General features: G+C 68.0%; 27 protein-coding genes. 23 read left to right on the top strand and 4 right to left on the bottom strand.

All coding sequences use genetic code 11. The features are described from left to right. Window positions 1-142: 142 nt before the first annotated feature. The 10 genes from NGK62_RS17505 (at window position 143) to NGK62_RS17460 (ending at window position 8,796) form a co-directional block, all read left to right on the top strand. Window positions 143-1,105, top strand: a complete 963-nt coding sequence (locus tag NGK62_RS17505; RefSeq protein ID WP_118932931.1) for a tripartite tricarboxylate transporter substrate binding protein — start codon at window positions 143-145, stop codon at window positions 1,103-1,105. Then, on the top strand, window positions 1,098-1,472 hold the full coding sequence (locus NGK62_RS17500) for a Zn-ribbon domain-containing OB-fold protein (protein WP_251879394.1): 375 nt from the start codon (window positions 1,098-1,100) through the stop codon (window positions 1,470-1,472). Before NGK62_RS17505 ends, NGK62_RS17500 begins: the two co-directional genes overlap by 8 nt. Continuing rightward, on the top strand, window positions 1,469-2,635 hold the full coding sequence (locus NGK62_RS17495) for an acetyl-CoA acetyltransferase (RefSeq protein ID WP_251879393.1): 1,167 nt from the start codon (window positions 1,469-1,471) through the stop codon (window positions 2,633-2,635). The genes NGK62_RS17500 and NGK62_RS17495 overlap by 4 nt, the downstream gene beginning before the upstream one ends. Window positions 2,636-2,647: 12 nt before the next feature. Continuing rightward, window positions 2,648-3,553, top strand: a complete 906-nt coding sequence (locus NGK62_RS17490) for an SDR family NAD(P)-dependent oxidoreductase (protein WP_059378701.1) — start codon at window positions 2,648-2,650, stop codon at window positions 3,551-3,553. Between the two features lie 7 nt (window positions 3,554-3,560). Continuing rightward, complete coding sequence (locus NGK62_RS17485) at window positions 3,561-4,436, top strand: MaoC/PaaZ C-terminal domain-containing protein (protein WP_118932927.1); 876 nt, start codon at window positions 3,561-3,563, stop codon at window positions 4,434-4,436. Beyond that, window positions 4,436-5,104, top strand: coding sequence for a 3-oxoacid CoA-transferase subunit A (locus tag NGK62_RS17480; protein ID WP_118932926.1), 669 nt, complete (start codon window positions 4,436-4,438; stop codon window positions 5,102-5,104). Before NGK62_RS17485 ends, NGK62_RS17480 begins: the two co-directional genes overlap by 1 nt. Further along, window positions 5,101-5,769 (top strand): CoA-transferase, encoded by a 669-nt coding sequence (locus NGK62_RS17475; RefSeq protein ID WP_118932925.1) that lies wholly within the window; start codon window positions 5,101-5,103, stop codon window positions 5,767-5,769. The genes NGK62_RS17480 and NGK62_RS17475 overlap by 4 nt, the downstream gene beginning before the upstream one ends. Window positions 5,770-5,781: 12 nt before the next feature. Next, a complete protein-coding gene (locus NGK62_RS17470; protein WP_251879390.1) occupies window positions 5,782-6,957 on the top strand; it encodes an acyl-CoA dehydrogenase family protein in 1,176 nt (391 codons plus the stop codon). Continuing rightward, window positions 6,950-7,906 carry an acyl-CoA dehydrogenase family protein gene (locus NGK62_RS17465; protein WP_251879388.1) on the top strand — a complete coding sequence of 319 codons (957 nt, stop codon included), beginning with the start codon at window positions 6,950-6,952 and terminating at the stop codon, window positions 7,904-7,906. The genes NGK62_RS17470 and NGK62_RS17465 overlap by 8 nt, the downstream gene beginning before the upstream one ends. Window positions 7,907-8,055: 149 nt before the next feature. Further along, window positions 8,056-8,796 (top strand): hypothetical protein, encoded by a 741-nt coding sequence (locus tag NGK62_RS17460; protein ID WP_251879386.1) that lies wholly within the window; start codon window positions 8,056-8,058, stop codon window positions 8,794-8,796. Window positions 8,797-8,820: 24 nt separating this feature from the next. Here the strand turns inward: NGK62_RS17460 and NGK62_RS17455 are convergent, their stop codons facing one another. Then, complete coding sequence (locus tag NGK62_RS17455) at window positions 8,821-9,429, bottom strand: LysE family translocator (RefSeq protein WP_054451758.1); 609 nt, start codon at window positions 9,427-9,429, stop codon at window positions 8,821-8,823. A gap of 137 nt (window positions 9,430-9,566) precedes the next feature. Then, the gene (locus NGK62_RS17450; protein WP_251879384.1) at window positions 9,567-12,032 is read right to left on the bottom strand and encodes a carbohydrate-binding family V/XII; all 2,466 of its coding nucleotides are present in this window, start codon (window positions 12,030-12,032) and stop codon (window positions 9,567-9,569) included. Window positions 12,033-12,545: 513 nt separating this feature from the next. Here NGK62_RS17450 and NGK62_RS17445 point away from each other — a divergent pair. The 4 genes from NGK62_RS17445 to NGK62_RS17430 all read left to right on the top strand — a co-directional run bounded on the left by NGK62_RS17445 (window position 12,546) and on the right by NGK62_RS17430 (window position 15,205). After that, complete coding sequence (locus NGK62_RS17445) at window positions 12,546-13,724, top strand: phage tail sheath family protein (RefSeq protein WP_251879382.1); 1,179 nt, start codon at window positions 12,546-12,548, stop codon at window positions 13,722-13,724. Continuing rightward, window positions 13,721-14,302: an ATP-binding protein gene (locus NGK62_RS17440; protein ID WP_251879380.1), complete on the top strand. Its 582-nt coding sequence runs from the start codon at window positions 13,721-13,723 to the stop codon at window positions 14,300-14,302. Before NGK62_RS17445 ends, NGK62_RS17440 begins: the two co-directional genes overlap by 4 nt. Continuing rightward, complete coding sequence (locus NGK62_RS17435) at window positions 14,299-14,505, top strand: LSm family protein (RefSeq protein WP_251879378.1); 207 nt, start codon at window positions 14,299-14,301, stop codon at window positions 14,503-14,505. Before NGK62_RS17440 ends, NGK62_RS17435 begins: the two co-directional genes overlap by 4 nt. Before the next feature lie 160 nt (window positions 14,506-14,665). Continuing rightward, window positions 14,666-15,205, top strand: a complete 540-nt coding sequence (locus NGK62_RS17430) for a hypothetical protein (protein ID WP_118931280.1) — start codon at window positions 14,666-14,668, stop codon at window positions 15,203-15,205. Between the two features lie 25 nt (window positions 15,206-15,230). Here the strand turns inward: NGK62_RS17430 and NGK62_RS17425 are convergent, their stop codons facing one another. Further along, window positions 15,231-16,088 carry an IclR family transcriptional regulator gene (locus NGK62_RS17425; protein WP_059378680.1) on the bottom strand — a complete coding sequence of 286 codons (858 nt, stop codon included), beginning with the start codon at window positions 16,086-16,088 and terminating at the stop codon, window positions 15,231-15,233. Between the two features lie 326 nt (window positions 16,089-16,414). Between NGK62_RS17425 and NGK62_RS17420 the strand changes: the two genes are divergently transcribed. From NGK62_RS17420 to NGK62_RS17390, 7 genes are all read left to right on the top strand, one after another. Then, entirely contained in the window at window positions 16,415-17,170 is a 756-nt protein-coding gene (locus tag NGK62_RS17420; RefSeq protein WP_059378678.1) for a substrate-binding periplasmic protein, read from the top strand. Between the two features lie 54 nt (window positions 17,171-17,224). Further along, the gene (locus tag NGK62_RS17415) at window positions 17,225-17,884 is read left to right on the top strand and encodes an amino acid ABC transporter permease (RefSeq protein ID WP_054451769.1); all 660 of its coding nucleotides are present in this window, start codon (window positions 17,225-17,227) and stop codon (window positions 17,882-17,884) included. Next, window positions 17,881-18,612 (top strand): amino acid ABC transporter ATP-binding protein, encoded by a 732-nt coding sequence (locus NGK62_RS17410; protein WP_059378677.1) that lies wholly within the window; start codon window positions 17,881-17,883, stop codon window positions 18,610-18,612. The genes NGK62_RS17415 and NGK62_RS17410 overlap by 4 nt, the downstream gene beginning before the upstream one ends. A 10-nt stretch (window positions 18,613-18,622) precedes the next feature. After that, window positions 18,623-19,921 (top strand): NAD(P)/FAD-dependent oxidoreductase, encoded by a 1,299-nt coding sequence (locus NGK62_RS17405; protein WP_251879376.1) that lies wholly within the window; start codon window positions 18,623-18,625, stop codon window positions 19,919-19,921. A gap of 27 nt (window positions 19,922-19,948) precedes the next feature. Further along, entirely contained in the window at window positions 19,949-21,217 is a 1,269-nt protein-coding gene (locus tag NGK62_RS17400) for an NAD(P)/FAD-dependent oxidoreductase (RefSeq protein ID WP_251879374.1), read from the top strand. 162 nt (window positions 21,218-21,379) lie between these two features. Next, window positions 21,380-22,363 (top strand): Bug family tripartite tricarboxylate transporter substrate binding protein, encoded by a 984-nt coding sequence (locus tag NGK62_RS17395; protein ID WP_251879372.1) that lies wholly within the window; start codon window positions 21,380-21,382, stop codon window positions 22,361-22,363. Between the two features lie 22 nt (window positions 22,364-22,385). Further along, entirely contained in the window at window positions 22,386-23,576 is a 1,191-nt protein-coding gene (locus tag NGK62_RS17390; protein WP_118931284.1) for a M24 family metallopeptidase, read from the top strand. Here the strand turns inward: NGK62_RS17390 and NGK62_RS17385 are convergent. Beyond that, entirely contained in the window at window positions 23,569-24,534 is a 966-nt protein-coding gene (locus tag NGK62_RS17385; RefSeq protein ID WP_059378672.1) for a LysR family transcriptional regulator, read from the bottom strand. The genes NGK62_RS17390 and NGK62_RS17385 overlap by 8 nt on opposite strands. Before the next feature lie 95 nt (window positions 24,535-24,629). On the opposite strand from NGK62_RS17385, the gene NGK62_RS17380 reads away from it, so the two are divergent. Both NGK62_RS17380 and NGK62_RS17375 read left to right on the top strand, forming a co-directional pair. Beyond that, entirely contained in the window at window positions 24,630-25,160 is a 531-nt protein-coding gene (locus NGK62_RS17380) for a GAF domain-containing protein (protein WP_059378853.1), read from the top strand. After that, complete coding sequence (locus NGK62_RS17375; protein WP_251879370.1) at window positions 25,157-26,128, top strand: Bug family tripartite tricarboxylate transporter substrate binding protein; 972 nt, start codon at window positions 25,157-25,159, stop codon at window positions 26,126-26,128. Before NGK62_RS17380 ends, NGK62_RS17375 begins: the two co-directional genes overlap by 4 nt. Window positions 26,129-26,130: the final 2 nt, after the last annotated feature.

Genomic DNA, 26,130 nt, shown 5'->3' with positions numbered 1-26,130 from the left:
ATAATTAATCAATTGTTTGCATGATGGACCGCTTCCATCATTAGCGCGTCGAGGCCCCCCGCCCTATGCGCCATCCGGAAGGTCACCTCGACGCCATAACCAAGCAGGGCAAACCAGCCCGCAGGACGAGGAGACCTCCGACATGAAACTCAAGCCTGGCCTGAAGCAGCTGCTGACGCTGCTGGCCGCCCTTCCCGCCATTGCCGCCGCCGACACCTATCCGGCCAAGCCCGTCACCCTGGTGGTGGCCTATGCCCCGGGCGGCATGACCGACATCCTGACGCGCCGCATCGCGGCTGATCTGCAGACCCGCCTGGGCAAGCCCTTCGTGGTCGAGAACAAGCCGGGCGCAACCGGCCAGATCGCCACCGAGTACGTGTCGCGGCAGAAGCCGGACGGCTACACCATCCTGGTGGGCGCGACCAGCCACGTGATCAACCCCGCCATGAAGAAGCTGCCGTACAACGCCCGCAAGGACTTCGCTCCCGTGGCGCTGTTGGCCGTCAGCCCCAACTTCCTGCTGGTCAACGCCAACCAGGGCATCAAGACTTTCGCCGACTTCAAGGCCTATGCGCAAAAGCAGGCCTCGGTGCCCTATGGCACGGCCGGCGCCGGCGGCGCGCCGCACATCGTGGGCGAACTGCTGCGCGCGCAGAGCGGGCTGCCGCTGATGCACGTGTCCTACCGCGGCGCGGGTCCGGCCATGACCGACCTGGTGTCGGGCCAGGTGCCGTTCGGCATGGCCGAGTCCGTGACCGCCAACGCCTATCTGCAGTCCGGCAAGATCGTGCCGCTGGCCATCGCGTCGGCGCAGCGCCAGCCGCGCTACCCGGATGTACCCACCCTCAACGAGCTGGGCTACAAGGGTTTCGACCTCAGCACCTGGGTAGGCGTCTATGCCCCAGCCGGCACGCCGGCCGACATCGTGCAGACCCTGAACAGCGAGATCCGCAAGTCGGTGATGCAGCCGGCCACGCAGGACTACATCCGCTCCACCGGCTCGGAGCCCGGCGACATGGATCTGGCCCAGTACCAGAAGTTCGTCAGCGACGAAATGGATAAATGGCAGGCCGTCATCAGCCAGGCCGGGGTCAAGGATGAGTGAGGTCCGCATCGGCTCGCTGTCGGCGGAAGCCTATTTTGCAGAGGCGCTGCGTGCGGGACGCCTGGAGGTCCAGGTGTGCCGCAGCTGCGGGCTCTCGTTCTTCTTTCCGCGCACGCACTGCACCCACTGCCGCTCGCAGGAATATGCCTGGCGACCCATGCGCGCCGGCGCCACGCTCTATTCCTATTCGGAAATTCCGGCCACGCCGCAGGCCCCCGCGCGCAACGTGATCCTGGCCGACATGGACGAAGGCTTCCGCATGATGTCCACGCTGCTGGACGAAGGCGAGCTGCGCATCGGCATGCGGCTGACGGCGCGGCCCGACCCGCAGCGCGCCCGCGTGGTGTTCGGAAAGGAAGCGCCATGACGGACTGGAACAAGAACCTGCGCGGCGCCATCGCCATCACCGGCTGCGCCACGGCCGGCATCGGCGACGCGGGCGGTCTGAACGACCTGGAGATCAGCTCGCTCGCGGTGCATGCCGCAGTACGCGACGCCGGGCTGCGCATGGAGGACATCGACGGCCTGATGAGCGCCAGTCTGTCCTCGTCGATGTGGCTGAACAAGCTGTCCGAATACCTGGGCCTGTACCCGCGCTTCATGGACAGCACCCAGATCGGCGGCGCTTCCTTCGTTGGCCACCTGCTGACCGCTGCGGCGGCGATCCAGGCCGGCCTGTGCCGCAATATCGTGATCGCATACGGCGCCTCCCCGCGTGGCGGCAACGGTGTCTCGGCGACCTCCGACGCCCGCGCGCGGCTGGACCCGTTTCCGTACGAAGAGCCATTCCAGCCCTTCAACCCGCCGACCAGCTACGCGCTGGCGACACGCCGCCACATGCATGAATACGGCACCACCCGCGAACAACTTGCCGAGGTCGCCGTGGCCGCGCGCGCCTGGGCGCGGCTGAACCCGGAAGCCTATAAGCGCGAGCCCTTGTCCATCGACGACGTGCTGGGTGCGCGCGTGATCTCCTCGCCGCTGACCGCGCGCGACTGCTGTCTGGTGACCGACGGCGCGGGCGCCATCGTGGTGACGGCCGCGGAACGCGCCGATGCCGCCCGGCCGGTGTACGTCCAAGGCACAGCCATGGCGCACTCGCATCGCCAGATCGCCTGCATGGCCGACCTGACGCGCACCGTGGCCGGACAAAGCGCCGACCTGGCGCGCGAACGGGCCGGCGTGGCGCTGGCCGACATCGACCTGGTGCAGCTCTATGACGCCTTCACCATCAATCCCATCCTGTTCCTGGAGGACATGGGGTTCTGCGCCAAAGGGGAAGGCGGCGCCTTCGTGTCGGGCGGACGCATCGCTCCCGGCGGCGAACTGCCGGTGAACACCAACGGCGGCGGGCTGTCCTGCGTCCATCCCGGCATGTACAGCATGTTCGGCCTGGTGGAAGCGGTGCGCCAGCTGCGCGGCGACTGCGGTGAGCGGCAAGTGAAACAGGCGCGCACGGCGCTGGTGCATGGCAATGGCGGGGTGTTGAGCGCCCAGGCCACCACCGTGCTGACCAATTGGATGGACTGAAGGAGATTCGACATGCTGGAAGGAAAAGTAGTGATCGTCACCGGCGCGGCCAACGGCATCGGCCGCGCCGCGGCCGTGGCCCTGGCCGCGCAAGGCGCGCGCGTGGTGGTCAATGATCTGAACGTGTCGCTGGACGGCACCAGCGCCTCGCAAAGCACGGCGGCGCAGGTGGTCGAGGATATCCGCGCCGCCGGCGGCGAGGCCATCGCCAATGGCGACTCGGTGGCCGAATACGCCAGCGCGCAACGCATCATCGAGGCCGCCGCCGACACCTACGGCCGGGTGGACGCGGTCGTGAACAACGCCGGCATCGTGCGCGACAAGATGTTCCACAAGCTCACGCCCGAGGACTTCGACGCCGTGGTCAAGGTGCATCTGTACGGCTGCTTCAACCTCAGCCACGCGGCCGCGCGGCACTTCCGCGAACAGGGCGGCGGCAGCCTGATCAACATGACTTCCAACTCGGCGGTCATCGGCAACCGCGGCCAGGCCAACTATTGCGCCGCCAAGCTCGGCATCGTCGGCCTGTCCAAGGCCATGGCGCTGGACATGGCTGCCTTCAACGTGCGCTCGAACTGCATCGCCCCGCTGGCCTGGAGCCGCATGACCGAAACCATCCCGGCCAAGACCGAGGAGCAGGCGCGCCACGTCGAGAAGATCCGCCGCATGGGACCCGAGACCATCGCGCCCCTGATCTGCTACCTGGCTTCGGACGCTTCCGCCGACGTGTCCGGCCAGGTGTTCGCCATCCGCCTGAACGAGATTTTCCTGATGAGCCAGTCGCGTCCGGTGCGCTCGGTGCACCGCTCGGACGGTTGGACCACGGAGAGCATCGCCGAACACGGCATGGCTGCGCTGCGCGCCTCCTTCATGCCGCTGGACACCTCCGCCCAGGTGTTCGCCTGGGATCCGGTCTGAGGTTCCCATGGCGTTGGACTACCGCAGCCTGAAGACCCACGTCTTCGCGCCCGAACGCCAGGCCTACGGCGCAGATGACTGCATCCTCTATGCCCTGGGCGTGGGCGCGGGCCTGGCCGCAGACGACCCTGTCGGCGACGAAACCCGGTTCATCTACGAACAGGGCCTGCGCGCCCTGCCCGCCATGGCCTGCGTGCTGGCCTACCCCGGGTTCTGGATGCGCGATCCGCGCCACGGCCTGGACTGGAGCCAGGTCGTGCACGGCGAGCAGCGCATGCGCTTCCCGCGGCGCCTGCCGGCGCGCGGCGAGGTCTTGTGCCAGATGGAGGTCACGCGCATCGCCGACAAAAGTCCGGGCGCCTTCGTCGTGACGCGACGCACGCTGCGCGACGCGGCCACCGGACAGGAATTCGCCGTCATCGAGCAACTGAACATCTGCCGCGGCGACGGCGGCTACTCGGGCGGCGACGCCGCGCTCAGCGACGCGCTGGCCGTCCCCATCCCCGCGCCCCCCGCCACAGCGCCGGACAGTGTCATCGTCCTGCCCACCAGCCGCAACCAGGGCGCGCTGTATCGCCTGAATGCCGACCGCAATCCGCTGCATGTGGATCCGGCCAGCGCGCGACGGGCGGGCTACGAACGCCCCATCCTGCACGGCGCGGCGCTGCTGGGCATGGTCAACCGCGCGCTCGAAGCCTGCCTGCGGCAGCTGCCCGACCTGCGGCTGGGTGAACTGGACCTGCGCTTCATGGCGCCGGTCTATCCCGGCCTGGACGTGGCGGTATCGCTCTGGCCCCAGTCCGATGGCATCGCACTGGCCTGCCGCCAGGCCGGCGCCCTGTGCGCCCAAGGCCGCGCGGCGTGGACCAAGGAGGAACAATGATGAAAGACAAGACTTGCGCAAACGTGGAAGAAGCCCTGCGCGGCATCGAGTCCGGCGCCGTGATCTTCGTCGGCGGCTTTGGCGGCTCGGGCATACCCGCGCGCCTGCTGGCCGGCCTGCTGGCCAAGCAGGACGTGGACGACCTGACCCTGATCAACAACAATGCCGGCGCGGGCGAGGCCAGCTTCCTGGCCCTGGTGGCCTCGGGGCGCGTCAGCCGCATCGTCTGCTCCTATCCGCGCATGCCGGGCAATGACGTGATCCGTGAGCGGGCGCAGGCGGGCAGCCTGGCCGTGGAGGTCATGCCCCAAGGCACCCTGGTCGAACGCATCCGGGCGGGCGGCGCGGGCATGGGGCCGTTCTACTCGCCCACGGGCTATGGCACGCCGCTGGCCGACGGCCGCGAAACGCGAGTGTTCGGCGGTCGCGGCTACGTGCTGGAAGAGCCGCTGCGCGCGGACTACGCCTTCATCCGCGCCCATCGGGCAGATCAGTTGGGCAATCTGGTCTATCGCCGCGCCCAACGCAACTTCGGGCCGGTCATGTGCATGGCGGCCCGCAACACCATCGTCGAAGTCGAAGAGATCCTGCCCTGCGGCGCGCTCGATCCCGACGCCATCGTCACGCCCAGCCTGTTCGTGCACCGCCTGTTGGGGAGCCCGCAATGAAACGACTGTCACGCGAGCAACTGGCCGCCCTGGTGGCCGCCGACCTGCCGGCGGGCGCCGTGGTCAACCTGGGCATCGGCATGCCCACCATGGTCACCGACCGCCTCGACCCCGCGCGCGGCGTGCAGCTGCACAGCGAGAACGGCATTCTCGGCATGCGCCTGCTGCAAGACCACGAAATCGCCGACGGCGATCTCATCAACGCCAGCAAGCAGTCGATCGCGCTCACCGAAGGCGCTGCCATCTTCGATCACGTCTATTCCTTTTCCATCATGCGCGGCGGCCACATCGACATCACGGTGCTGGGCGCCTTCGAGGTCTCCTGCCAGGGCGACCTGGCCAACTGGTCGCTAGGCGCGGACGACCCCATGCCGTCCGTGGGCGGGGCCATGGACCTGGCCGTGGGCGCCCGCAACGTCTGGGTCATGATGGAAGCGCTGACCCGCGAGGGCGCGCCGCGCCTGCGCGGCCGCTGCACCCTGCCCCTGACCGGCGCCGGCGTGGTCGGGCGCGTCTATGCCGACATCGGCATCTTCGACGTGCGCGACGGGGCCTTCGTGCCGCTGGCCCTGGTGGACGGCCTGCCGCCCGCCGAACTGCACCGCTGGATCGACGCGCCCGTGCGCATCGCGCACGCGCCGCGCGTCCTGCATCCCAACTCCTGATTGCTCTCAACCATGATACGCACCGAACATTTTCTCGAAGACGCCGAGGCCTGGCTGCGCACCGCGCTGGCCCAGCTGCGCGAGCAGTATCCGGTCACCGCCTCGCACACCCAGGAATGCCGCCAGGCCTGGAACCGCATGCTGTGCGAGGCCGACCTCATTGCGCTTACCTGGCCACGCGAGTACGGCGGGCGCGAACTCAGCACCGCCACGCTGATCGCCTTCCATGAACTGTGCGCGCGCCTGCATGCGCCGCAGCCCATCAACAGCATCGCCCACGCCATCCTCGCGCCCACTTTGCTGCGCTTCGGTACGCCCGCGCAAAAAACGCAATTCCTGCCCGGCATCCGCGACGGCAGCGAGATCTGGTGCCAGGGCTACTCCGAGCCCCAGACCGGTTCCGATCTCTCTTCGGTGCGCACACGCGCCAAGCCGGATGCCGCCGGCTGGCGCGTCAGCGGCCGCAAGATATGGACCACCCAGGCGCATCTGGCCAAGTGGTGCTTCGCGCTGGTGCGTACCGATCCCGACAGCCAGGCCCACCGCGGGCTGAGCTTCATGCTCATCGACATGCAGGCCGAAGGCGTGCGGGTCGAGCCCATACGTCAGATGACGGGCGAGGCCGACTACAACGAAGTGCTGTTCGACGCGACGCCGGTGCCGGAAGGACGCATCCTGGGTGAGTGCGGCGAAGGCTGGCGCATCGCCATGGCCGCCGCCGAGTACGAGCGCGGCATCTACTTCATGCCGCGCGTCGTCCAGCTGGAAGACGAACTGCGGCAACTGACCGAGGCGCTGGCGCAGACCGCGCTGGTCGCGGACGAACGCGCCGTACAGGCACGGCGCGTGCGCGACCTGGCGGACCTGTGCCAGGTCATACGCTGGCGCGTGGACCGCGTGCTGCGCCAGGTCGCCGCGGGCGATACGCCCGGCATCGACGGCGCCATGCTCAAGCTGCTGTGGAGCGAAACCCGTCAGCGCATCTGGGAACAGCGCCTGGAACTGCTGGACGAAGCCGCCATCCTCGGCCCGCAGGCGGCGGCGCCCCATGCCGCCACGGCCTGCGTGCTGCGCGAATTCCTGTGGTCGCGCGCCGAGACCATCGTGGCCGGCACCTCGGAAATCCAACGCAATATCGTGGGCGAACGCCTGCTCGGCCTGCCCAAGGACAGGGGACAACATGCATAGCGAAATCAGGACACTGCTGTCCTCCACTTTCGGCCGCCTGCTGGAACAGCAGCATCCCGCCGCCTACGCCCGCCGCGCCCTGCCCGCGGACGACGCCGCCCAGCGCGCCCTGTGGAAGGAACTGGCCGAAGGCGGCTGGCTGGAAGCCGGATCGGAAGCCTTCCAGGCCGAGTACGGTCCAGGCACACAGCTGATGGGCGAATGGGCCGGACGCGCGCTGCTCACCCTTCCGTATGGCGCGTCGGCGTTCCTGGCCAGCGCGCTGCTGGAGCAAACGCCCGCCCTGTCGGAAGTCGTGCTGGACCTGGCGGCGCATCCTGCCAGTGTCCGCTGCGACCGAGCCGGCGACGAACAGGGCTGGATCGACGCCTATGGACTTACGGCCCAATACCTGCGTCTGAGCCGTCAGGACGATGGCTGGCTGCTTGCGCGCTACGACCCGGCGATGCTCGAATCCGTGCAGGGCCTGGATCCCACCGTGGCGCTGGCCCGCCTGCGCGGACCTGCGGTCGCGCAAGCCGAACTGCCTTCGGCGCAGGCCTTGTCCGCGCTGCAGAACCATGTGGCCTTCCTGCTGGCGCAGCTGGTCGGCACCGCCAGCGCCTCGCTGGACGTGGCCATCGCCTACGCCAAGGAACGCGAACAATTCGGCCGGCCCATCGGGCAATTCCAGGCTATCAAGCACGCCCTGGTTGACGCCTGGACCGGGTTGGACAACAGCCGCTACGCCGTGGAGGCCTTGCTGGCCGAGCGTGGTTCGGCCGATGCCGGGCTTGCCGCATTGGCCGCTCGTCTGGCAGCGAGCGCGGCGCGGCGCGCGGTGAAGCTCTCCATCCAGGTGCATGGCGGCATAGGCTTCTCCTGGGAGCACGACGCCCAGCTTTACCTGAAGCGCGCCTACCGCCTGGCGGTCGAGGTCGAACGGCTGGCCGCGCTGATGCGGGACTAGCGCCCCCGTCATGCGCCGGGCGGGCGGAACGCCGAGGATGGGCGGTTGGATATGGGGCCGTTAACTATGAGACCGTTAACATAGCGGCTTGCCGCCGCCGCTTCCCCTGCGGGTCCCGGCCCGGCGCCCCGCCCCGATCCGCCAGCCCGATGCACCACGTTCCGCGCCCGCGCCGCACGCCCGGCCCCCTGACTTCCTTTTACTGGAGCGGCGATGCCATGCGCAGCCGCAGCGTCAGCGGCACGGTGCTGGCCGCCACGCTGGACGTGCCCGCGCCGCCCGCGCGCCTGCAGGCGGACTGGGAGCGCGAGATGGCCACGCGCCTGTGCCTGGAACCCGGGGACGTCGAGCAGATGCCGCTGGCCCGCACGCAGGCGCGCTGGCCCGAGTACGGGCTATGCCTGCAAGCCATGCGCGACTGGACGCAAGAGCTAGGACTGCCCGGCGTGCTGGCCAACGCCGACATCGCCCTGATGGCTTGCCGCGGCGCCCGCTATCACCATGACGGCGGGCAATATGGCGGCGCCGCCTTCTGCAATCTGTTCCTGAGCGAAGACCGGGGCCTGGACGTGCATTTTCCGGCCGCCGGCCTGCGCGTTCCGCTCGTGCGCGGCACCGCCATGATCTTCGATACCTGCCAGCCGCATGCCGTCATCCCGCGCGGCGTCACGGGTTTTCGCGAGGCCGACTTCGCGGCCGGCCTGGAACTGGCGCAATTGTTCCTGACCTGGGAACTGCCGATCGAGGACTCTCGCGTCGCAAGCGCGCTCGGCATCGCCTTCGATGTCGATCCGGCTACCGCCGCGCGGCTGGATGAGGAACAGGTGCGGATGGATGGCGCTCGGGCGGCGATCGATCCGGAATGCGGGCGCTGGCTGGCTGAGGGCTGAAGCGGCAACGCGGCCCGCCGGGGATCAAGACCCCGGCAGCGCCGCACCCATGGCGGCAAACAAACCGCCGCACACCTTGTTGAAACGCCGGCCGGCGCGCTCCAGCCAGGGGCGCACGCGATGCGCCAGGCGCGCCAGCACGTACTCGACCAGGAACTCCACCACCACGAAGGTGCCGGCCATGATCGCGAACTGCGTGTACAGGCTGCGGGCAGGATCGATGAACTGCGGCAGGAAGGCGCCGTAGAACAGCAGGGCCTTGGGATTGGAGATCGCCGACAGCAGGCCCTGGCTGAACATGCGCATGCCGCGTATGCGGGGCATGTCCGGGGCAGGCTGCAACTGCACGCCCGGCGCGCGCCAGAGTTGGATGCCGAGCCAGATCAGGTAGGCCCCGCCCGCCCACTTCAGGACGGTCAGTGCGGGACCCCAGGCCTTGAGCAAGGCGCTGATGCCCAGCATCGACAAGGCGATGAGCGCGACAAAGCCCACTGCGCCGCCCGCGATGGTGCACAACGCCTTGCGGTGCCCATGCAACGCGCCATGCGTGAGCGCAAGCAGCGTGTTCGGTCCGGGAGTTATCGAGAGCCCAATGACCGCGACCAGGTAGATGAGCCAGCTATGCAGCGCCATGGCGGAGTGCGTGAAAAATAAGAAGCAGCCAGTCTAGACCGCCGTGACAGAGCTGCGCAAATGCGGCCGGAATGAAAGGCGGGGCCGCATGCGCGCGGCGCCCGCCTTGCGTGCCGCCCGATGCGGCGGCCTACGGCTCAGCGACGGAAGCCTCCGCCGTGGAATCCGCCGAAGCCGCCGCCCCAGCCGCCCCGGCCACCCCCGCCACGGCCCTGCCAGCCGCCGCCTTCCGCGCCGCCCATGCCGCGGTCGCGCCAACCGCCGCCCTGCATTCCGCGATCCTGCCAGCCGCCGCCCTCCGCGCCGCCCATGCGGTCGTCGGAATAGTCGCGCGCCTGGCGCTGGCCGTTCAGGTAATTGCCGCCGGATTGCGCACTGGGCTGCACCGGTTGCCAGCCCGAACTCGTGTGCTGTTGCCAGCCGTTGTCGTTGTGCTCGTAGACATTGCCGTTGTGGTCCGCGTACACATTGCCGTTGTTCCACGCCATGCCGCTATTCGTGTTGCGGTCGTATGTGGCGCCGCGCCGATCCACGCTGCTGACGCCGTCGCCCGCCGTGCCGGTCGCCGTGGCGGAAGAGATGGTGCTGCGGCCGGTGTTCGTGTTGGTGCGCACGTCCTGGCGGCCGGCAGCCCATTGGCCGTCGTCGTTGGCGACCACGCCCGCGCGCCCGGCGCCCGATGCCCCCGTTGTCGGGTTGGTGTAGGCATCGCGCCGCCCGGCAGCCGCATTGCCGGTGTACTCGTTGTAGGCCGCGCCGCGCGTGCCTTCGAACGCTGCGCCGGTCTGCGGGTTGTAGCCCTCGGCGTGGGTGCCTTGCCATTCGGTGCCGGTCCAGCCGTTCCAGCCGGCCGCGTGCGTGACCACGCCGGAGCCGCCCCAAGCGCCATAGACGTCGACCTGGTTGACGTTGACGCCGCCCCAATAAGGCGCCCCCCAATAAGGCCCCCAATAAGGCGCGGCGCCCCCCCAGGTCTCGCCCGCGACGAAGCCAAAGGCAAAACCGGTCGCGGTGGCGAAAGCCGCGTCGTAGCCATAGCTGGGCGGATAGCCGACCCAGGTGTCCTGCACGATGACCGGCGGATACGCGTAGCCCGTGCCGTACACCACGGTGCCGTCAGGACTGGCCACCACGCCCATGTAGCCTGGCGTGTAGCCGAACACCACGCTCTGCGGGGTGGAGCCGTACACCTGCACGTAGGTGACGTAGTGCAGCGGCGAGCTGACGGGTATGGCGTAGATGATCGCCGGCACATGGTCGGCCACGCGCCACGGGCCAAGGGGCGAATCCGCCACGAACCAGACCGCACGCGACAAGGCGTAGTAGCGGCCTTCGGCCTGTATCACCGGCACCTGCGAGTTGGCGGCGTAATACAGCGCCGTCCCCTCGATGGGTCGCAGCGTCGGGGAGCCGCCGGCATACTCCACCTGCAGTTTCGCCGCGCTGCGCGACACCGTGGCGGTCTGCGGAATGGTCGAGGCGATCAGCGCCTCCTTGGCCTGCGGCGTGCCCGGCACCGATGCCAGCACGCCCGACTGCGGATCCTTGGACGGAATCCGGGCGAAATCGCGCGGCAGTTGCTTGCCCGGCACGTAGGACCATGGACCGTCCAGGCTGGCGCCGCGGAACCAGCGGCCGGACACCAGCACGTAGTAGCGGTTGTCGCCCGGATTCATGAACAGGGCGTGATCGGCATTGGCCACCGACAGCAGCGAAGTCCCTGGCACCGGCCGCATTTCAGGCTGGCCGACGGTCACCAGCAACTCGGCCGGCGCGGTGGACACCGCGATGGCGGGCGCCCGGTGCGGGGCCTTGCCGCCATGCGGCAGCATCGGGTCCGGTTCGGTCTTGCGGCGCGCCGCGTCGGCGGCGGCCAGCAGGGCGGCGGGCGGCTGCGGCAGATCCGTCCACGGCCCGGTGGCGTTGCCCGCTTCGTACCAATGGCCGGCGGCCTGCAGGAAATAACGGCCCGCGTTGTTCGCCAGCATGAGCGCGCGCGTGTTGACCACCCGGCGCCAGCCTGCCGCGTCGGGCACTTCCGCCAAAACGGGTTCGCCGTCGATCAGCACCAGCACGGTCGGCACCGTGCGGTAGATGATGCGCGGCGGCGCGTTGTCCACCGGGACGGTTTTCGTGGCCGGGTTGTTCTGGGACAGCGTATAGCTCAGTTGCAGTGCATCAAGCCGCGTGACCACGCCCTTAGCGGGCAGGCGCGCTTCAAGCTGGCTGCGCAGCTTGGCGGCGGCTTCCGGCGAGGTGGGCACCTGCACGCGTTCGATCCGGATGTCCGACAGATGCACCAGGCCCGCTGGCTTGTTGACCTCGGCACGGGCGGAAAAGTCTGCCACGCCGTAGGTGGGATTGCCCTTGGCGGCGCCGACCGCCACCGCCATGCGGCCCGTAATGCGGTCGGCAGTCCAGGTGTCGATCTGCGGCTGATAGAGCTCCACCCGCGTGCCGTCGGCAGCCTCGAAACTGCGCGGCCATTGCAGCGAACGCGCGGCCTCTTCCTGGGCATCGGATTGGGCGGGCGCGGTTTGCGCCGGGGTCTGTCCCTGGGCTTGCGCCGCGCCGGTCGGCGTCAGGCCCGCGCCGGCAGCCATGCCGGCCACGGCTAGAGCGAGAGCGAGGCGAGACAGGCGCCCGGGCGGGCTCGCGGGCGCTGACGACGTTGCCGGGAAAACATGCATGCGCCACAGTCGGGTCAGGCTACACATCTCGCGCTCCTCGTTGAGGGCCGCGACCGCCATTCCGGCCTTCGGCCACTCTGATTTCCCGCAGCGCCGCCGCTACGGGCCAAGCCTCGGCCGGCCTCTCTGCAAGGCGTCCTGCAAGGGCCGGCTTCTGAATAAGCAACAGAACGTTAACACCGCTGAAAAGCTATTGCCCGCTTTTATCAGACCTTCTATAAAACATCTCACCAGGGCTGCTACTTTTGCCCGATAGCCTTTCCGCTGCAATCCAACTAGAAGCGCGGCGCAACGCCCGCCAAACGCCCGCGCGCTACGGCGTGTCGCGCCCCCGCCCGGCTCTCCGTCCGCGGCGCTTCGGCCGTCCCGCGAAGACTCTCCTGCTGCAAGTTCACGCCATCAAGTCGCCGTGGAAAGGAGCAGTTCATGGTCCCAGCCCTGACGCATCCCGGGGTGTATGTCCAGGAAATTCCCGCAGGCGTGCGCACCATTGCCGGCGCGCCGACCTCGGTTGCCGCTTTCCTGGGGACGGCCATGCGCGGACCGCTCAACCAGCCGGTCCATATCCAGGACTTCGCCGACTACGAACGCGAGTTCGGTGGGCTGGCCGAAGGCTGCGAACTCGGCTACGCGGTGCTTCAGTTCTTCCTGAACGGCGGGGCCAGAGCCTGGGTCGTGCGCGTGGCGCAACCCGCGCGGAACGATCCGCTGGACGCGCATGCTGCTTTCATCAGCCAGCGCGCGCAGCGCCGGGGCCTCTACGCGCTGGACGATGTCGATTCCTTCAACCTGCTATGCCTGCCCGGCATCACGCACAGCATCGTGCTGGCCGATGCCGTGTCCTACTGCAAAGAGCGGCACGCCTTCATGATCATCGATGCGCCGCCCGCGGCGGCCGACGCGGCTTCCATGGCGGCCGCGGTCATGGGCGCGGCGCTGCCCAGATCCGATCATGCCGCGCTGTATTTCCCCTGGACCCGGGCGGCCGACCCGCTGAAAAACGGCCTGCCGCGCCTGACCGCGCCTTGCGGCACGATCGCGGGCCTGTATGCGCGCACCGACGGCGACCGCGGCGTCTGGAAAGCGCCAGCCGGCATCGACGCGGGCCTCGCTGGCGTCCTGTCGCTGGCCGCCGCAGTGAGCGACGACGAGAGCCGCAACCTGAATACCCTGGGCGTCAATTGCCTGCGCACCTTTGCCGGACGCGGCGCGGTCTGCTGGGGCGCGCGGACCCTTCAAGGCACGGACCATTTCGCCTCGGAATACAAGTACGTGCCGGTGCGCCGCCTGGCGCTCTACCTGGAACAATCGCTCTTGCGCGGCACGCAGTGGGCCGCGTTCGAGTCCAACGACGAGCCGCTCTGGGCGCAGATCAGGATGAACGTCAGCGCCTTCATGAATGCGCTGTTCCGCCAGGGCGCCTTCCAGGGCGGCACACCGCGCGATGCCTATCTGGTCAAGTGCGATGGCGAAACCACCACGCAACAGGACAGGGATCGCGGCGTGGTCAACATCCTGGTGGGATTCGCTCCGCTCAAGCCGGCCGAATTCGTGGTCATCCGGGTCCAGCAACGAGCCGGACAAATGGAAGGAAATCCACCATGAACCCGCTCGCGGAACCGCGCATCCTCGCGTTTTGGGACACCGGCACCCAGCACAGCCCGCAGGCGCAGGCGCTCGAGGCTGCCGGGGAACTGGCGCGCGAGACGGGACTGGCTCTGCATCGCATCGACCTGTCCAGGATCGTCAGCAAATACATCGCCGAAACCGAGGAAAACCTGAACCGCCTGTTCGAGTCGGTCGAGCAGCGCGGCGCGGTCCTGTTCTTCGACGAAGCCGACGCCCTCTTCGGCAAGCGCACGAACGTCAAGGACAGCCATGACCGCTACGCCAATATCGAGGTCAGCTACCTGCTGCAACCCATGCAGTCGTACCGCGGCCTGGCGTCGCGGGCCGCCAGCATGAAGTCCAACCTGGACAGCGCATTCCTGAGGCGGCTGCGCCTTGTGGTCCAGTTTCCGGCCGCCGCGCCGGATCAGCGCGCGCGCCGCTGGAGCCGCGCGTTCCCTACCGCCGACACCGGCGCCGAAGTCACCATGGCGCGCCTGCTGCAAGCCGTCCGCGCCGACCCAAGCCCACACGCCCGGCCCCTGCCTGGCCTCAAGACGAGAGAACATCCATGAAACCCGTGATCAACGAATACGTACGCGAACTCAGCCACCCTGGTTACGACGCGGCCCAACGCAATGCCTTCGTCGCCGCCATGGTGAGCAAGCGGCTGATGCGGCGCACGGAGCAACAGCGCAAGGCGGACGAAACAGCCCCCGCGCTGGCCAGCTCGCTGAACGGCAGCGCCGACGCGCGCGCCGACAACGACCAGACTTGAGCGCCGCGCCGCTGCAGGATGGCGCTGCGTCCGGTGCGGGCGCGGCGCATGCAGGAAAACCGGGCCGGCCGCCACGGTATCATCAGGCCTGTTGCGCCGGCTTGCCGCGTCCCAGCGGCAAGCCGGCCATGCCACTCCCGCCCACATTCTGCATGACGCGATGACCCCATATATCTCGGCCGGCATTCTGCTTCTAGGCGCTCTCGCCGCCATCGCTTACCGCCGCAAGCGGCAACGCGCGATGGACACCGCCGGCCGGCGCCTGGGCAGCGACCTGGTCGCGGGCGGCGCGCTCTACGGCGTGGCCGCGCCGCCCATTGGCGGCGCAGCCGTCATCATCGCGCTGACGGCCGCGACCCGGGATCCCGAGAACCTGCTCATGCTGGTCTATGCCCTGCCCTGGTTCTACATCTTTGGCTTCGTGCCCGCCCTGCTGTGCGGCATCGTGGCCGGCGCGTTGCGGCCGGCGCATCCGTCCTGGCGCGCCTATGCCGCAATGGGGCTGGTCGGCGCCGTCTACGGCTTCGTTTTCCTGGTGGGCTTTATCTCCCAGGGCAGGCCATGGCAGGAAGAACTCGGCTTCCCCTTGACCATCGGCGCGGCGCCCGGCGCGCTCAGCGCATTCCTGTGCGCGCGCCTGCTGTACGGCAAGCCCGGCCGCCGCGGCGAGCCGGGCGAAAAAGCGCCGCAGGCGGCCTGAAGCCGCCGCTGCCTGGCCGCCAGCCCTAAGCCTTGCGCCCGCTGGCGCGCCCTGGCGGCTCGGCGTGCAGATCGCGCGCGGCGCCGCCGCCAAACGCCGTCAGCGCGCGAGGCGTGGGCGGCGACGTGGAAATCTGCCGGGCGGTTTCCAGCATCATCGGGACAAAGCGCGACACCGCGCGCTTGACCGTCCACTTGGCCGCCGACACGGACAACTGCAGGCCCGCCACCACGCGCTGGTTCAAGTCGTAGACCGGCACCGCCAGCGCCAGATCCCCGCGGTAGTACTCCTCTTTGCAGCAGGCATAACCCTGCTCGCGCGACAAACGGATCTGCGCCATCAGCTCGTCCAGGTCGGTCAGCGTGTTGGCCGTGTACTTCACGCGCTCGCTGGCCTCCAGGGCCTCGAGAGCCTGCTCGTCGCTCATGCCGGCGAGGTACACGCGCCCGGTCGAGGAACAGTACATGGGGATACGCCGGCCCACGGGCATGTGCACCAATAGCCGCAAAGGGCTGGGAAAGCGGCCGATATAGATCATGTCCTGCCCGGCCGGCTCCGCCAGGTTCACGGTTTCTCCGGCATTGCGGTTGAGTTCCAGCAGGAAGGGATTGGCGCGGTCCAGCAGCGGATGCGATTCCAGGTAGCGGCAACCTGCGTCCAGCGTGCGCGACGACAGTGAATAACGCTTGCTGACAGGGTCCTTGTTGAGCAACCCCAGCGCTTCCAGCGTGAACGCGAAACGCTGCGCGGCGCTGCGGGTGATGCCCGCCGCCGCGGCAATGTCCGGCAGGCTCATGGAGGTGTGTTCGGCGTCAAACGCATCGAGCACGGCGATGCCGGTGGCCAGCGATTGGACGTACAGCGTGGAGGATTCCGGATTCATGGCTGGGCTGGGCGGCGCAGGCCGCCAGTCTATTAGTGTTCGATAGGCAGAGATTGCATTCCAATTCAAATGAATGCAAGAAAAAGCCGCGGTTCTTTTGACATATTCTACCTTTACCGCAGCAGGTAATCCCGGGAAAACCCTTAAATAAAAAGCGCTTAGCCGAAACCGGAGTTGATTGACAGGCTTTCCTTGGCCAGATTATAAAATCTACATGCGATATATACTTATCGCTATTCGATACGATAATGCGCACCTGACAAGGACGAAATCGGACGTCCGATACACCGTGCAGGCGCGCGATTCCAGCTTCCAAGGGGATTCCGATGCTGCACAAAGTGTTGAAAACGTTGTTGGCGACGGCGCTGTGCGCCGCCGCGCTGTCGGGCGCGCACGCCCAGACCGTCAAGGTAGGCGCCACGCCCACCGCGGTGCCGTTCAACTTCCTGGACCCGAAGACCAATACCCTGCAAGGCGTGATGATCGACATCGCCCACGCCGTGGGCAAGCAGGCCGGCTTTACGGCGGAAGTGATGCCGATTCCGTTCGCCTCGCTGGTGCCTGCCCTGCAGACCAATAAGATCGACATCATCGCCTCGGCCTTCGCCAAGACGCCGCAGCGCGCCGAAGTGGTGGATTTCACGCAGCTGGTGGTGGAGTACGGCGAGGCCCTGATCGTGCCGGAGAAGGACAAGAGCGACTACAAGAGCATCGCCGACCTGAAGGGCAAGACCGTCGGCGTGCAGATCGGCACGCTCTATGTCGAGCCGCTGAAGGCCGCGCCCGGCCTCAAGGAAATCAAGATGTACGAAACCATGTCCGACCTGGTGCGCGACGTGGCGCTGGGACGCCTGGACGCGGCCTTCGGCGACGGGCCGGTGATCTCCTACCAGGTACGCACCCAGGGCGTGCGCAACGTGCGCTACGTCGACAGCTATCAGCCGGCCATGCCCACCAACATCGCACTGGCCGTGCGTAAGGGCGACGCCGAACGCGTCAAGCAGCTCAATGCGGCCATCGATGCGCTGCGCCAGGACGGCACCCTCGCCGCCATCATGAAGAAGTGGGGCGTCACGCCCTGATCCCGAGCGCCGCGGCCCGATCCGCCGCGGCGCGCCGCCTAACAGGTATCCAAGATGTTCCAGTCATTTTTCAGTGACGCCGCGGAGTTCTTCCCGGTGCTGATGCAGGGGGTGCTGACGACCATCGCCATCACTGCGGCGGCGCTGGTCATCGCCACGGCGCTCGGTCTGTTCTGGGCCCTGCTGCGGGTCAGCGGCGTGGCGCCGCTGTCGCACGCCAGCCGCATCCTCACCAACATCATCCGCGGCGTTCCCATCATCGTCGTGCTCTTCTACATGTACTTCGTGCTGCCGGAGATCGGCATCAGCCTGACCGCCTTCCAGGCCGGCGCGCTGGGCCTGGGCATCGCGTACTCCTCGTATATGTCGGAGGTGTTCCGCTCGGGTATCGACGCGGTCGATCCCGGCCAGTTCGAGGCAGCCCAGTCGCTGGGCATGTCGCGCGCCAAGCTGATGCGCCGCGTGGTGCTGCCGCAGGCCTTCAAGGTCGCGCTGCCGCCATATGGCAACAACGTGGTCATGATGCTCAAGGACTCCTCGCAGACGGCCGTCATCACAGTGGTCGAACTGTCCATGCAGAGCAAGCTGATCGCATCCTCCACCTTCAAGAGCGCCACCATCTTCACGCTGGTCGCCCTCATGTACCTGGCCATGAGCCTGCCCATGATGTACTTCATCGGCAAACTTGAACGCCGACTGGGGCGCCGCCAATGATCAAGATCGAAAACCTCAGCAAGTCGTTCGGCGCCCACCGCGTGCTGGAAGGCATCGACGCCGAAATCCAGCAAGGCGAAGTGGTCTGCCTGATCGGGCCGTCGGGCTCCGGCAAGTCCACGCTCCTGCGCTGCATCAACGGCCTGGAGCGCTACGACGGCGGCCGCATCACGATCGACGGCGTCACCGTGGACGCGCGCCGCAAGGACATCCAGAACATCCGCCAGCGCGTGGCCATGGTGTTCCAGCGCTTCAACCTGTTCCCGCACCGCACCGCGCTGGAGAATGTCATCGAAGGCCCGGTGCACGTCAAGGGCGAGAGCATCGAGTCCGCCACCGCGCGCGGCCGCGAGATCCTGGCGTCGGTCGGCCTGGCCGAAAAGATGAGCCACTATCCGCAACAGCTCTCCGGCGGCCAGCAGCAGCGCGTGGCCATTGCCCGCGCGCTGGCGATGGAGCCCGATGCCATCCTGTTCGACGAGCCGACCTCGGCGCTGGATCCTGAGCTTGTGGGCGAAGTGCTGTCCGTGATGCGCACGCTGGCCGAAAAGGGCATGACCATGGTCATCGTCACGCACGAAATGGACTTCGCGCGCAACGTCTCCGACCGCGTTCTGTTCCTGGAAAACGGCCGCATCGCCGAACAAGGCCCCTCGCGCGAAGTGCTGACCAATCCCCGCAACGAACGCATGCGCGATTTCCTCAAGCGCGTCACCCACGCCCAGTAGCTCCGGCACCATGAACAACGATCTTTTTTCGCCCGCAGCCACGCTGTGGGCAGCGACCGCGCCTGCGCGCGCCGCCTCGCCGGCGCTGGCCGGTCCGCTGCACGTCGACGCCGCCGTGGTCGGCGGCGGCTTCACCGGCCTGTCGGCCGCCTTGCATCTGGCCGAGGCCGGCTTCAAGGTGGCGCTGTTCGAGTCCCACGAAGTGGCCCACCGCGCCTCCGGACGCAACGGCGGGCAGGTGGTGCCGGGCTTCAAGCCTGGCCCGGCCGCGCTGATCCGCCGCTTCGGCGCGGACACGGCGGCGCGCATGATGCGCTTTGCCTACGGCAATGCCGACTATCTTTTCGAACTGGCCGAACGCCTGCGCATCGATTGCTCTCCCACCCGCAACGGCTGGATCCAGGGCGCGTTCTCGGCGGCATCGGGCAGCTATCTCAAAAGCCGCGCGCGGGAATTGAACGCGCATGGCGGCGAGGTCGAATACCTGGACGCCGATGCGATGCGCGCGGCCACCGGATCCTCTTTCTGGCCCGCGGGCTTACGCGAGAAGCGCGCGGGCGCCGTACAGCCGCTGGCCTTTGCGCGCGGGCTGGCACGCGCGGCGCTGGACGCCGGCGCGGCGGTGCACGACCACTCGCCAGTGTCCGCCATCGCGCCCACGCCTGACGGCGGCGCGACGCTGAGCGTCAACGGCTTTGCCGTCCACGCGCGCCATGTGGTGCTGGCGACCGATGCCTACACCGACCGCCTATGGCCGGCCGTCGCGCAGTCGTATGTCAACGTATCCAGCGCGCAGATCGCCACCGATCCCCTGCCGCACGCGCTGCAGGAGCAGTTGCTGCCGCTGCGCGCCGGCATCTCCGAGACGCGCAAGATCACCTACTACTGCCGCATCGACCCCGAGGGGCGCTTCGTCATCGGCGGCCGCGGGCACTCGTCCGAGCGCCTGGATCCGTCAACCGGCGAGCAGCTGCGCCGTGCCGCGGTCGCGCGTTTCCCGCAGCTGGCCGACGCCGCCTGGCGCCACGGCTGGGCCTGCCGTGTAGGCATGACCATGGACGACCTGCCGCGCGTGCATCGCCTGGCGCCTGGCGTCTGGACCGCTTACGGTTACTGCGGACGCGGCGTGGCCATGGGCACCGCGCTGGGGCGCGTGCTGACCGACGCCATCCGCGGCGTGCCGGCGGACGAACTCGACTTTCCCGTCACGCCCATCGGACGCATGCCTTTCTACCCGGCGCGGCAATTCGGCGCCTCGCTGGCCATCAACTGGTATCGCCTGCGCGACGCGCTGGGCTATCCCGCCTGACCCTTGCCCTGGCGCTTTCACTTTGCCATGACGACACAAACGCAATTTCCGGCCACGGTGGACGTGGCCATCATCGGCGGCGGCATCATAGGCGTGAGCACGGCGCTCGCGCTGGCGCGCGCGGGCGTGCGCTGCGCGCTGTTCGAGAAAGGCACGCTGGCCTGCGAGCAATCCTCTCGCAACTGGGGCTGGGTGCGTACCTTGGGACGCGACCTGCCCGAAGTGCCGCTGGCGCTGCGCGCCAACCAGCTCTGGCGCGACATCCAGGCCCAGGTCGAAGTCGGCTACCGCCGCAACGGCCTGGTCTACCTGCAGGAAAACGACACTGACGCCGCCGAGCACGAAAGCTGGCTAAGCAAGGCCCGCGCCTATGGCGTAGAGGCCGACATGCTGGGCCGCGACGCGGCGCTGCGCCTGCTGCCCAGTTCCGGCCGCGCGTGGACGGGCGCGCTCTACAGCGCCGCCGACGGCGTGGCCGAGCCACAGATCGCGACCCATGGCGTGGCGGCGCTGGCGCGCCAGGCCGGCGCGCTGATATACGAAAACTGCGCCGTGCGCGGCGTGGAGACCAGCGCCGGCCGCGTCGACACGGTCATCACCGAACGCGGCACGCTGCGCGCGCAGGCGGTGCTGGTGGCCGCCGGCGGCTGGTCGCGCCTGTTCTGCGGCAATCTGGGCGTGGACTTCCCGCAGCTGAAGGTGCGCGGTTCGGTGCTGCGCACCGAGCCCTTCGACGCCGGCGTTTCGCTGGCCATCAATGGCAAGGACTTCACCTGCCGCAAACGCGCCGACGGCGGCTATACCGTCTCGCAATTCTCGGCCTCGCTGGCCGAGCTGGTGCCCGACAGCTTCCGCCTGATGAGCAAGTTCCTGCGCGCCTGGATCGCCAATAATTCCCTGGTCCGGATCCGCTTCAGCAAGCGCTTCTTCGAAGAGCTGGCGACGCCGCGCCGCTTTCCGGCCGACCGCGAGACGCCTTACGAGCGCTGCCGCGTGCTCGACCCCGCGCCTTACAAACGCGGCATAGACCAGGCCTGGGAACGCCTGCTGCGCGCCTTCCCGGTGTTCCAGCAGGCGCGCATCGCGCATTCCTGGGGCGGGTACATCGACGTGACGCCGGACGCCATGCCGGTCATCGCCCCCATCGCCCAGGCGCCTGGACTCTATCTGGCCTCAGGCTTCTCCGGCCATGGCTTCGGCATCGGCCCGGCGGTGGGCGAAACCATGGCCGCCCTGATCCAGGGCAAGGAAACGCCGGTAGATATACGGCCGTTCCGCTTGGAGCGCTACGCCTAGCCTCCGGCCATCGCGCTGGCGGGCACCTATGCAATAACGCTAATGGTGCCCTCAGCTTTTTTCATTGGGCACTCATAAGCCCCTTCCCCATAATCGCCTGGATGCCATCTCGGCAGGCCGCCACCCGGCGGCGCCTATCCAACGAATCCATGGGGAATGCATATGTTGCGTACCAAGCTGGCCCGCTGCCTGCGCGCAGCCGGGCTTGCCTGCGGCCTGCTGGCGGCCTGCACCGCCGCGGCGGCCGCCTATCCGGACAAGCCGCTGAAGCTCGTCGTGCCGCAAGCGGCGGGCGGCGGCACCGATGTCATCGGCCGCCTTTGGGCCGACTACATGTCGCGGCATCTCAATGTGCCGGTGGTGGTCGAGAACCGCCCGGGCGCCAACGGCATCCTGGCCTCCAGCCATGTCGCCAAGCAACCCGCCGACGGCTACACCGTTCTGATCAGCGGCATCTCGTACCTGGCGTTCAACCCCTACATGTACAAGAACCTGCCCTACGACCCGGGCAAGGACTTCGACGGCGTCAGCCTGCTGGTCAACACGCCCTTCCTGCTCGTCGCCAATCCGCAGACCGGCATACGTTCATTCAAGGACCTGGTCGAAAAAGCCAAGGCCGCCCCCGATAGCCTTAACTTCGCTTCGGCAGGCAAAGGCAACTCCACGCATCTGGTCGTGGAAATGCTCGAACAGCGCCTGGGGTTGCGCCTGACCCACGTGCCCTACAACGGCGCCGCCGCGGGGCTGACCAGCGTCATGGCCAACCAGACGCAGCTCATGGCGGACGTGCTGAATACCGCCGCCGTGCAGGCCAGGGCGGGCAAGGTCGTGCCGCTTGCGGTGGTGGGTTCGCGGCGCGCGGCCAGCGTGCCGGACGTGCCCACGCTGGCCGAGTTGGGCATCGCCGATTTCCCGCTGCCGGGCTGGTATGCCCTGGTCGCCCCCAAGGGCACGCCCTCGGCCGCCATCGACCGCCTCAATGCCGAAACCCGGCGCTTCTTCGAAGACCCGGCCGTCAAGACGCGCTTGCAGGAGCTCCAACTCGAACCCCTGCCGTCCACGCCGCAGGCGGTCGCGGAATCGGTCGCGCGCGACAGCGCGGCCTGGGGACCTCTGATACGCCAGCTCGGCCTGAACAACGACTGACCGCAACCCTGAAAGGAAAGACATGCCCAAGCTCAGCAATGCCGTCTGGCGCTATCGCCACGAAAAAATGACGGCACTGATGGACGACCTGGCCGTCGATGCCATCGTGTTCACCTCGGCGGATTTCTTCCAGTTCGCCACCAACTTCCACACCGACGTCCTGCCCTGGGAACGCCCCATCTTCGCGGTGGTGCCGCGCAATGGCGCACCCTTCCTGGTGATGAACGAACTGTCGACGCATCACATGCGCTTCTCGCAAGAGCAAGGCAAGGTCTGGATCACCGACATCACCTACTACGCGGAACACCCGCGCGTCACCGACCGCCTGCCCTTGATCACCCAGCTGCCGGAAGTGCTGGCGGAACGCCTGCGGCAGGCCGGGCTGGCGCGTTCGCGCATCGCGGTCGAAGGCGGCAGCCCCGTGCTGGCGCAGCTGGGCCGCCTATTGCCCGATCTGACGCTGCGCGCGGCCACGGCGGAATGCCGTTCGCTGCGCTGGCAGAAGCACGAGGAAGAGATTGCCGTGATGGCGGCGGCCGCGTCGATCTCCGACTGGATACAGGACCGGTACCGCGAGAACATCCGTCCCGGCAGGCTGGTCCAGGAACTGGATTTCGCCATGGCCTCGCTGTTCGTGCAGGAAGCCGCCGAACGCTTTCCGGGCGAGCAATTCGAAGTCATCCGCTGCTGGACGCTGAGCGGCCCGGCGTCCGCCTCGCCGCATGGCGACGGCGCCTCCTGCGGCGCGCGGATCAAGGAAGGCGACGTGCTGGTCAACATCGTCATCCCGCGCCTGAACGGGCTGACCATCGAGAATGAGCGCACCTGGTTTTGCGGCGCGCCCTCCGCGGAGCAAACCCGGCTCTGGTCCGCGGCCAAGGCCGCCAACGAAGCGGCCATCGCCGCGGCCCGCACCGGCAACCCGGTGTGCATGATGGACGCGGCCGCGCAGGCCGAAATCGAAAAGGCCGGCTACGCCAACTTCATCCGCCATCGCACCGGGCATGCCGTCGGCATCATCCACCACGAATACCCGGAAGACATGGCCTTCTGCCAGCGTCCGCTGCTGGCCAACGAGGTGTATTCCGCGGAGCCTGGCATCTACGCCTATGGCATAGGCGGATTCCGCCTGGACGACACGGTGGTGGTGGGCGATACGCCGCGCGTGCTGACCGGCACGCCCAAGACGCTGGAATACGCCACCGTCAGGTAGGCTGGCCGGCCCCGGGCGCTTCCTGCGCGAGATCCTGCGCCTCGTCGCGCAGGATCTCGCGCAACCAGGGCAGCACGATGCTGGGCGAATCCGCGGCCCACAGCATGCCTATGGGGCCGAACTCCAGACAAGTCGGCGCCTGCACGATGCTGATGAGGTTCAGCCTTTCGTACATGTGGGCCACGGAGCTGGCCAGCGTCGCGACGTACTCCCTGTCCTGCAGCAGCGATAGCAGGGCCACCAGCGAACTGGTTTCCACCGCGGGCTTGGGCGGCGTCAGACCCGCGTCCACCAGCGCCTGGTCCAGCCTGACGCGCGACAGCACGCCCGGCGGCGGCAGGATCCAGGGATAGCCCTGCGTGTCCGCCCACTGCGGCGCAGCCATGCCGGCCAGCGGATGTCCGCGCCGCGCCACCAGGCTGAAGCTGTCCGTCATCAGCCACTGTGCGCACAAGCCGGAGCGGCTGGCGCGCAGATCCAGAGGCCCGATGATGAGATCGATCTCGTGGCGCGCCACCCGTTCGATCAGCGGATCCAGCAGGCCTTCGACCAGTTCGATCTGCACGTCCGGCGCGCGCTGGTGCAGCGTGGCGATGGCGCGCGGCAACAGCACTGGCGCGGCCGACAGGATGGTGCCGATGTGCAGGCGGCCGGCGACGCCGGCCTTGACCGCCTCGATCTCCTCGCCCGTGCGCGCGGTGTCGCCCAGCACGCGGCAGGCGTAGCGCCACAACGAGCGCCCCGCTTCGGTCAGCGCCAGCGTCCTGCCGCGCGCGAACAGCGGCGTGCCCACCATGTCTTCCATATCGCTCAGCCAGTGCGACAGCGCGGGCTGCGTCATGTGCATGGCCTTGGCCGCGGCCGTGACGGTTCCGGCCTTTTCCAGGGCGATCAGCACTTCCAGGTGGCGCAGCTTCAGGCGCCGCGTCCAGAGCAATTCGGAGAGGGGGGCAATCATGCGGAAATGGTAATGGATATCTCAGGTTTATTCATTGGCCGTCTATGGGCTTCATGCCCAAAATGGGCACCTCCCGAATCGCCCCAGATGGCCCCATGACCGCTGTCTCCATTTCCTCCGAATCGTCCCTGCAAGCCGTGGCCTGCGGCCTGGCGCTGGACGGCCAGCCCGGCGCCGGCCTGCGCGCGCTGGGCCAGGCGTTGCAGCAGCGCATCGGCTACCGCCTGTTCACCGTGCTGGTGCTGGACTGGGAGGCGGGACTGAACCGTCGCTACTACTCCAGCCAACCCGCGGCCTATCCCGCCGGCGGCAGCAAGCCCATGCGCCACGACAGCGAGTTCTTCGCCACCGTGGTGCAGCAAGGCGAGGCGCGCCTGTGCATGGATCGCGGCGACTGCGAACGGGCCTTTCCCGACCATGAACTGATCGCGTCGCTGGGCTGCGCCAGCGCCGTCAACGTGCCGGTGCGCTGGAACGGGCGGACGCTGGGCTCATTGAATCTGCTGCACCAGGCCGGCTGGTACCGGCGCGACATGCTCGCGGAACTGGGCTGGTATGCGGCGCTGGCCATACCCGTAGTACAGGACATCATCCGAACCTCCCAAAACCACAAGGGGAAATCATGAAGCGCCTACGCAGCCATATCGCCGCCCTGCTGTTGTGCCTGGGCCCCGCCGCCGCCCAGGCGGCGCCGGACGCCTACCCGGCCAAGCCGATCACCATCGTCTATCCCTACGCGCCCGGCTCCGCTTCCGACACGCTGACGCGCCTGATCGCGGAGTCGCTGCAAAAGCAGCTGGGCCAGCCCGTCATCGTCGAAAGCCGGCCGGGCGCCGGCGGTTCGATCGCCACCGAGCACGTGGTGCGCGCGGCGCCCGACGGCTATACGCTGCTGCTGTCGGCCAGCGGCACCATCGCCGTCAATCCGCACATCTACAAGCTGCGCTACCAGCCGGTGAACGACCTGGCGCATATCTCCATCGCGGTGGAAGTGCCCTTCGTCTTCGTGGTCAACAAGGATTTCCCCGCGCAGGACTACGCCGCCTTCCAGGCGCTGGCGCGGCAAAAGCCCGCTGGCCTGACCTCGGCCAACGCCGGTCTGGGCACGCAGGCCCACCTGACGCAGGCCGCCTTCGCCAAGCAGGCTGGCCTGAACCTGAACATCGTCGCGTACAAGGGCGCCGCGCCCGCCGTCAACGACCTGATGGGCGGCCACATCGATTCGATGATGGACAACGCGGCCTCGCAGATTCCCTACGTCAGCGCGGGCAAGACCACGGCCCTGTTCGTCACCAGCGACTATCGATTCGACGGCTATCCCAAAGTCCCCACGGCCAAGGAGCTGGGCATTACCGGCCTGGTGCCGGCGGGCTGGTTCGGATTGGCCGCACCCAAGGGCACGCCCGATGCCGTGATCGAAAAGCTGCACGGCGCTCTGGTCGCCGGACTGAGAGGCGCGGACACCGAACGCAAGCTCAAGGATCTGGGCTGGGTCATCGTCGCCAATACGCCGCAACAGGCCAGGGAACGCGCGCAGGCGGATTTCACCCGCCTGGGAGAGGTCGCGCGGGACATCGAGCTCAAGGTGCAGTGACA

The sequence above is a fragment of the Achromobacter sp. Marseille-Q4954 genome, from assembly GCF_943737025.1.
Lineage (GTDB): Bacteria > Pseudomonadota > Gammaproteobacteria > Burkholderiales > Burkholderiaceae_B > Achromobacter > Achromobacter bronchisepticus_A.
Note: the sequence above shows the minus strand (reverse complement) of the source record. Positions and strands in the feature narration are given on the sequence as shown.

What these genes read in the sequence shown, in the direction of transcription:
- NGK62_RS17505 (WP_118932931.1), top strand. Translation starts at nt 143, where the DNA reads ATGAAACTCAAGCCTGGCCTGAAGCAGCTGCTGACGCTGCTGGCCGCC.
- NGK62_RS17405 (WP_251879376.1), top strand. Translation starts at nt 18,623, where the DNA reads ATGAACAACGATCTTTTTTCGCCCGCAGCCACGCTGTGGGCAGCGACC.
- NGK62_RS17390 (WP_118931284.1), top strand. Translation starts at nt 22,386, where the DNA reads ATGCCCAAGCTCAGCAATGCCGTCTGGCGCTATCGCCACGAAAAAATG.
- NGK62_RS17410 (WP_059378677.1), top strand. Translation starts at nt 17,881, where the DNA reads ATGATCAAGATCGAAAACCTCAGCAAGTCGTTCGGCGCCCACCGCGTG.
- NGK62_RS17430 (WP_118931280.1), top strand. Translation starts at nt 14,666, where the DNA reads ATGACCCCATATATCTCGGCCGGCATTCTGCTTCTAGGCGCTCTCGCC.
- NGK62_RS17435 (WP_251879378.1), top strand. Translation starts at nt 14,299, where the DNA reads ATGAAACCCGTGATCAACGAATACGTACGCGAACTCAGCCACCCTGGT.
- NGK62_RS17385 (WP_059378672.1), bottom strand. Translation starts at nt 24,534, where the DNA reads ATGATTGCCCCCCTCTCCGAATTGCTCTGGACGCGGCGCCTGAAGCTG.
- NGK62_RS17500 (WP_251879394.1), top strand. Translation starts at nt 1,098, where the DNA reads ATGAGTGAGGTCCGCATCGGCTCGCTGTCGGCGGAAGCCTATTTTGCA.
- NGK62_RS17455 (WP_054451758.1), bottom strand. Translation starts at nt 9,429, where the DNA reads ATGGCGCTGCATAGCTGGCTCATCTACCTGGTCGCGGTCATTGGGCTC.
- NGK62_RS17475 (WP_118932925.1), top strand. Translation starts at nt 5,101, where the DNA reads ATGAAACGACTGTCACGCGAGCAACTGGCCGCCCTGGTGGCCGCCGAC.
- NGK62_RS17415 (WP_054451769.1), top strand. Translation starts at nt 17,225, where the DNA reads ATGTTCCAGTCATTTTTCAGTGACGCCGCGGAGTTCTTCCCGGTGCTG.
- NGK62_RS17460 (WP_251879386.1), top strand. Translation starts at nt 8,056, where the DNA reads ATGCACCACGTTCCGCGCCCGCGCCGCACGCCCGGCCCCCTGACTTCC.
- NGK62_RS17480 (WP_118932926.1), top strand. Translation starts at nt 4,436, where the DNA reads ATGAAAGACAAGACTTGCGCAAACGTGGAAGAAGCCCTGCGCGGCATC.
- NGK62_RS17450 (WP_251879384.1), bottom strand. Translation starts at nt 12,032, where the DNA reads ATGGCTGCCGGCGCGGGCCTGACGCCGACCGGCGCGGCGCAAGCCCAG.
- NGK62_RS17470 (WP_251879390.1), top strand. Translation starts at nt 5,782, where the DNA reads ATGATACGCACCGAACATTTTCTCGAAGACGCCGAGGCCTGGCTGCGC.
- NGK62_RS17395 (WP_251879372.1), top strand. Translation starts at nt 21,380, where the DNA reads ATGTTGCGTACCAAGCTGGCCCGCTGCCTGCGCGCAGCCGGGCTTGCC.
- NGK62_RS17445 (WP_251879382.1), top strand. Translation starts at nt 12,546, where the DNA reads ATGGTCCCAGCCCTGACGCATCCCGGGGTGTATGTCCAGGAAATTCCC.
- NGK62_RS17380 (WP_059378853.1), top strand. Translation starts at nt 24,630, where the DNA reads ATGACCGCTGTCTCCATTTCCTCCGAATCGTCCCTGCAAGCCGTGGCC.
- NGK62_RS17400 (WP_251879374.1), top strand. Translation starts at nt 19,949, where the DNA reads ATGACGACACAAACGCAATTTCCGGCCACGGTGGACGTGGCCATCATC.
- NGK62_RS17495 (WP_251879393.1), top strand. Translation starts at nt 1,469, where the DNA reads ATGACGGACTGGAACAAGAACCTGCGCGGCGCCATCGCCATCACCGGC.
- NGK62_RS17375 (WP_251879370.1), top strand. Translation starts at nt 25,157, where the DNA reads ATGAAGCGCCTACGCAGCCATATCGCCGCCCTGCTGTTGTGCCTGGGC.
- NGK62_RS17465 (WP_251879388.1), top strand. Translation starts at nt 6,950, where the DNA reads ATGCATAGCGAAATCAGGACACTGCTGTCCTCCACTTTCGGCCGCCTG.
- NGK62_RS17490 (WP_059378701.1), top strand. Translation starts at nt 2,648, where the DNA reads ATGCTGGAAGGAAAAGTAGTGATCGTCACCGGCGCGGCCAACGGCATC.
- NGK62_RS17425 (WP_059378680.1), bottom strand. Translation starts at nt 16,088, where the DNA reads ATGAATCCGGAATCCTCCACGCTGTACGTCCAATCGCTGGCCACCGGC.
- NGK62_RS17420 (WP_059378678.1), top strand. Translation starts at nt 16,415, where the DNA reads ATGCTGCACAAAGTGTTGAAAACGTTGTTGGCGACGGCGCTGTGCGCC.
- NGK62_RS17440 (WP_251879380.1), top strand. Translation starts at nt 13,721, where the DNA reads ATGAACCCGCTCGCGGAACCGCGCATCCTCGCGTTTTGGGACACCGGC.
- NGK62_RS17485 (WP_118932927.1), top strand. Translation starts at nt 3,561, where the DNA reads ATGGCGTTGGACTACCGCAGCCTGAAGACCCACGTCTTCGCGCCCGAA.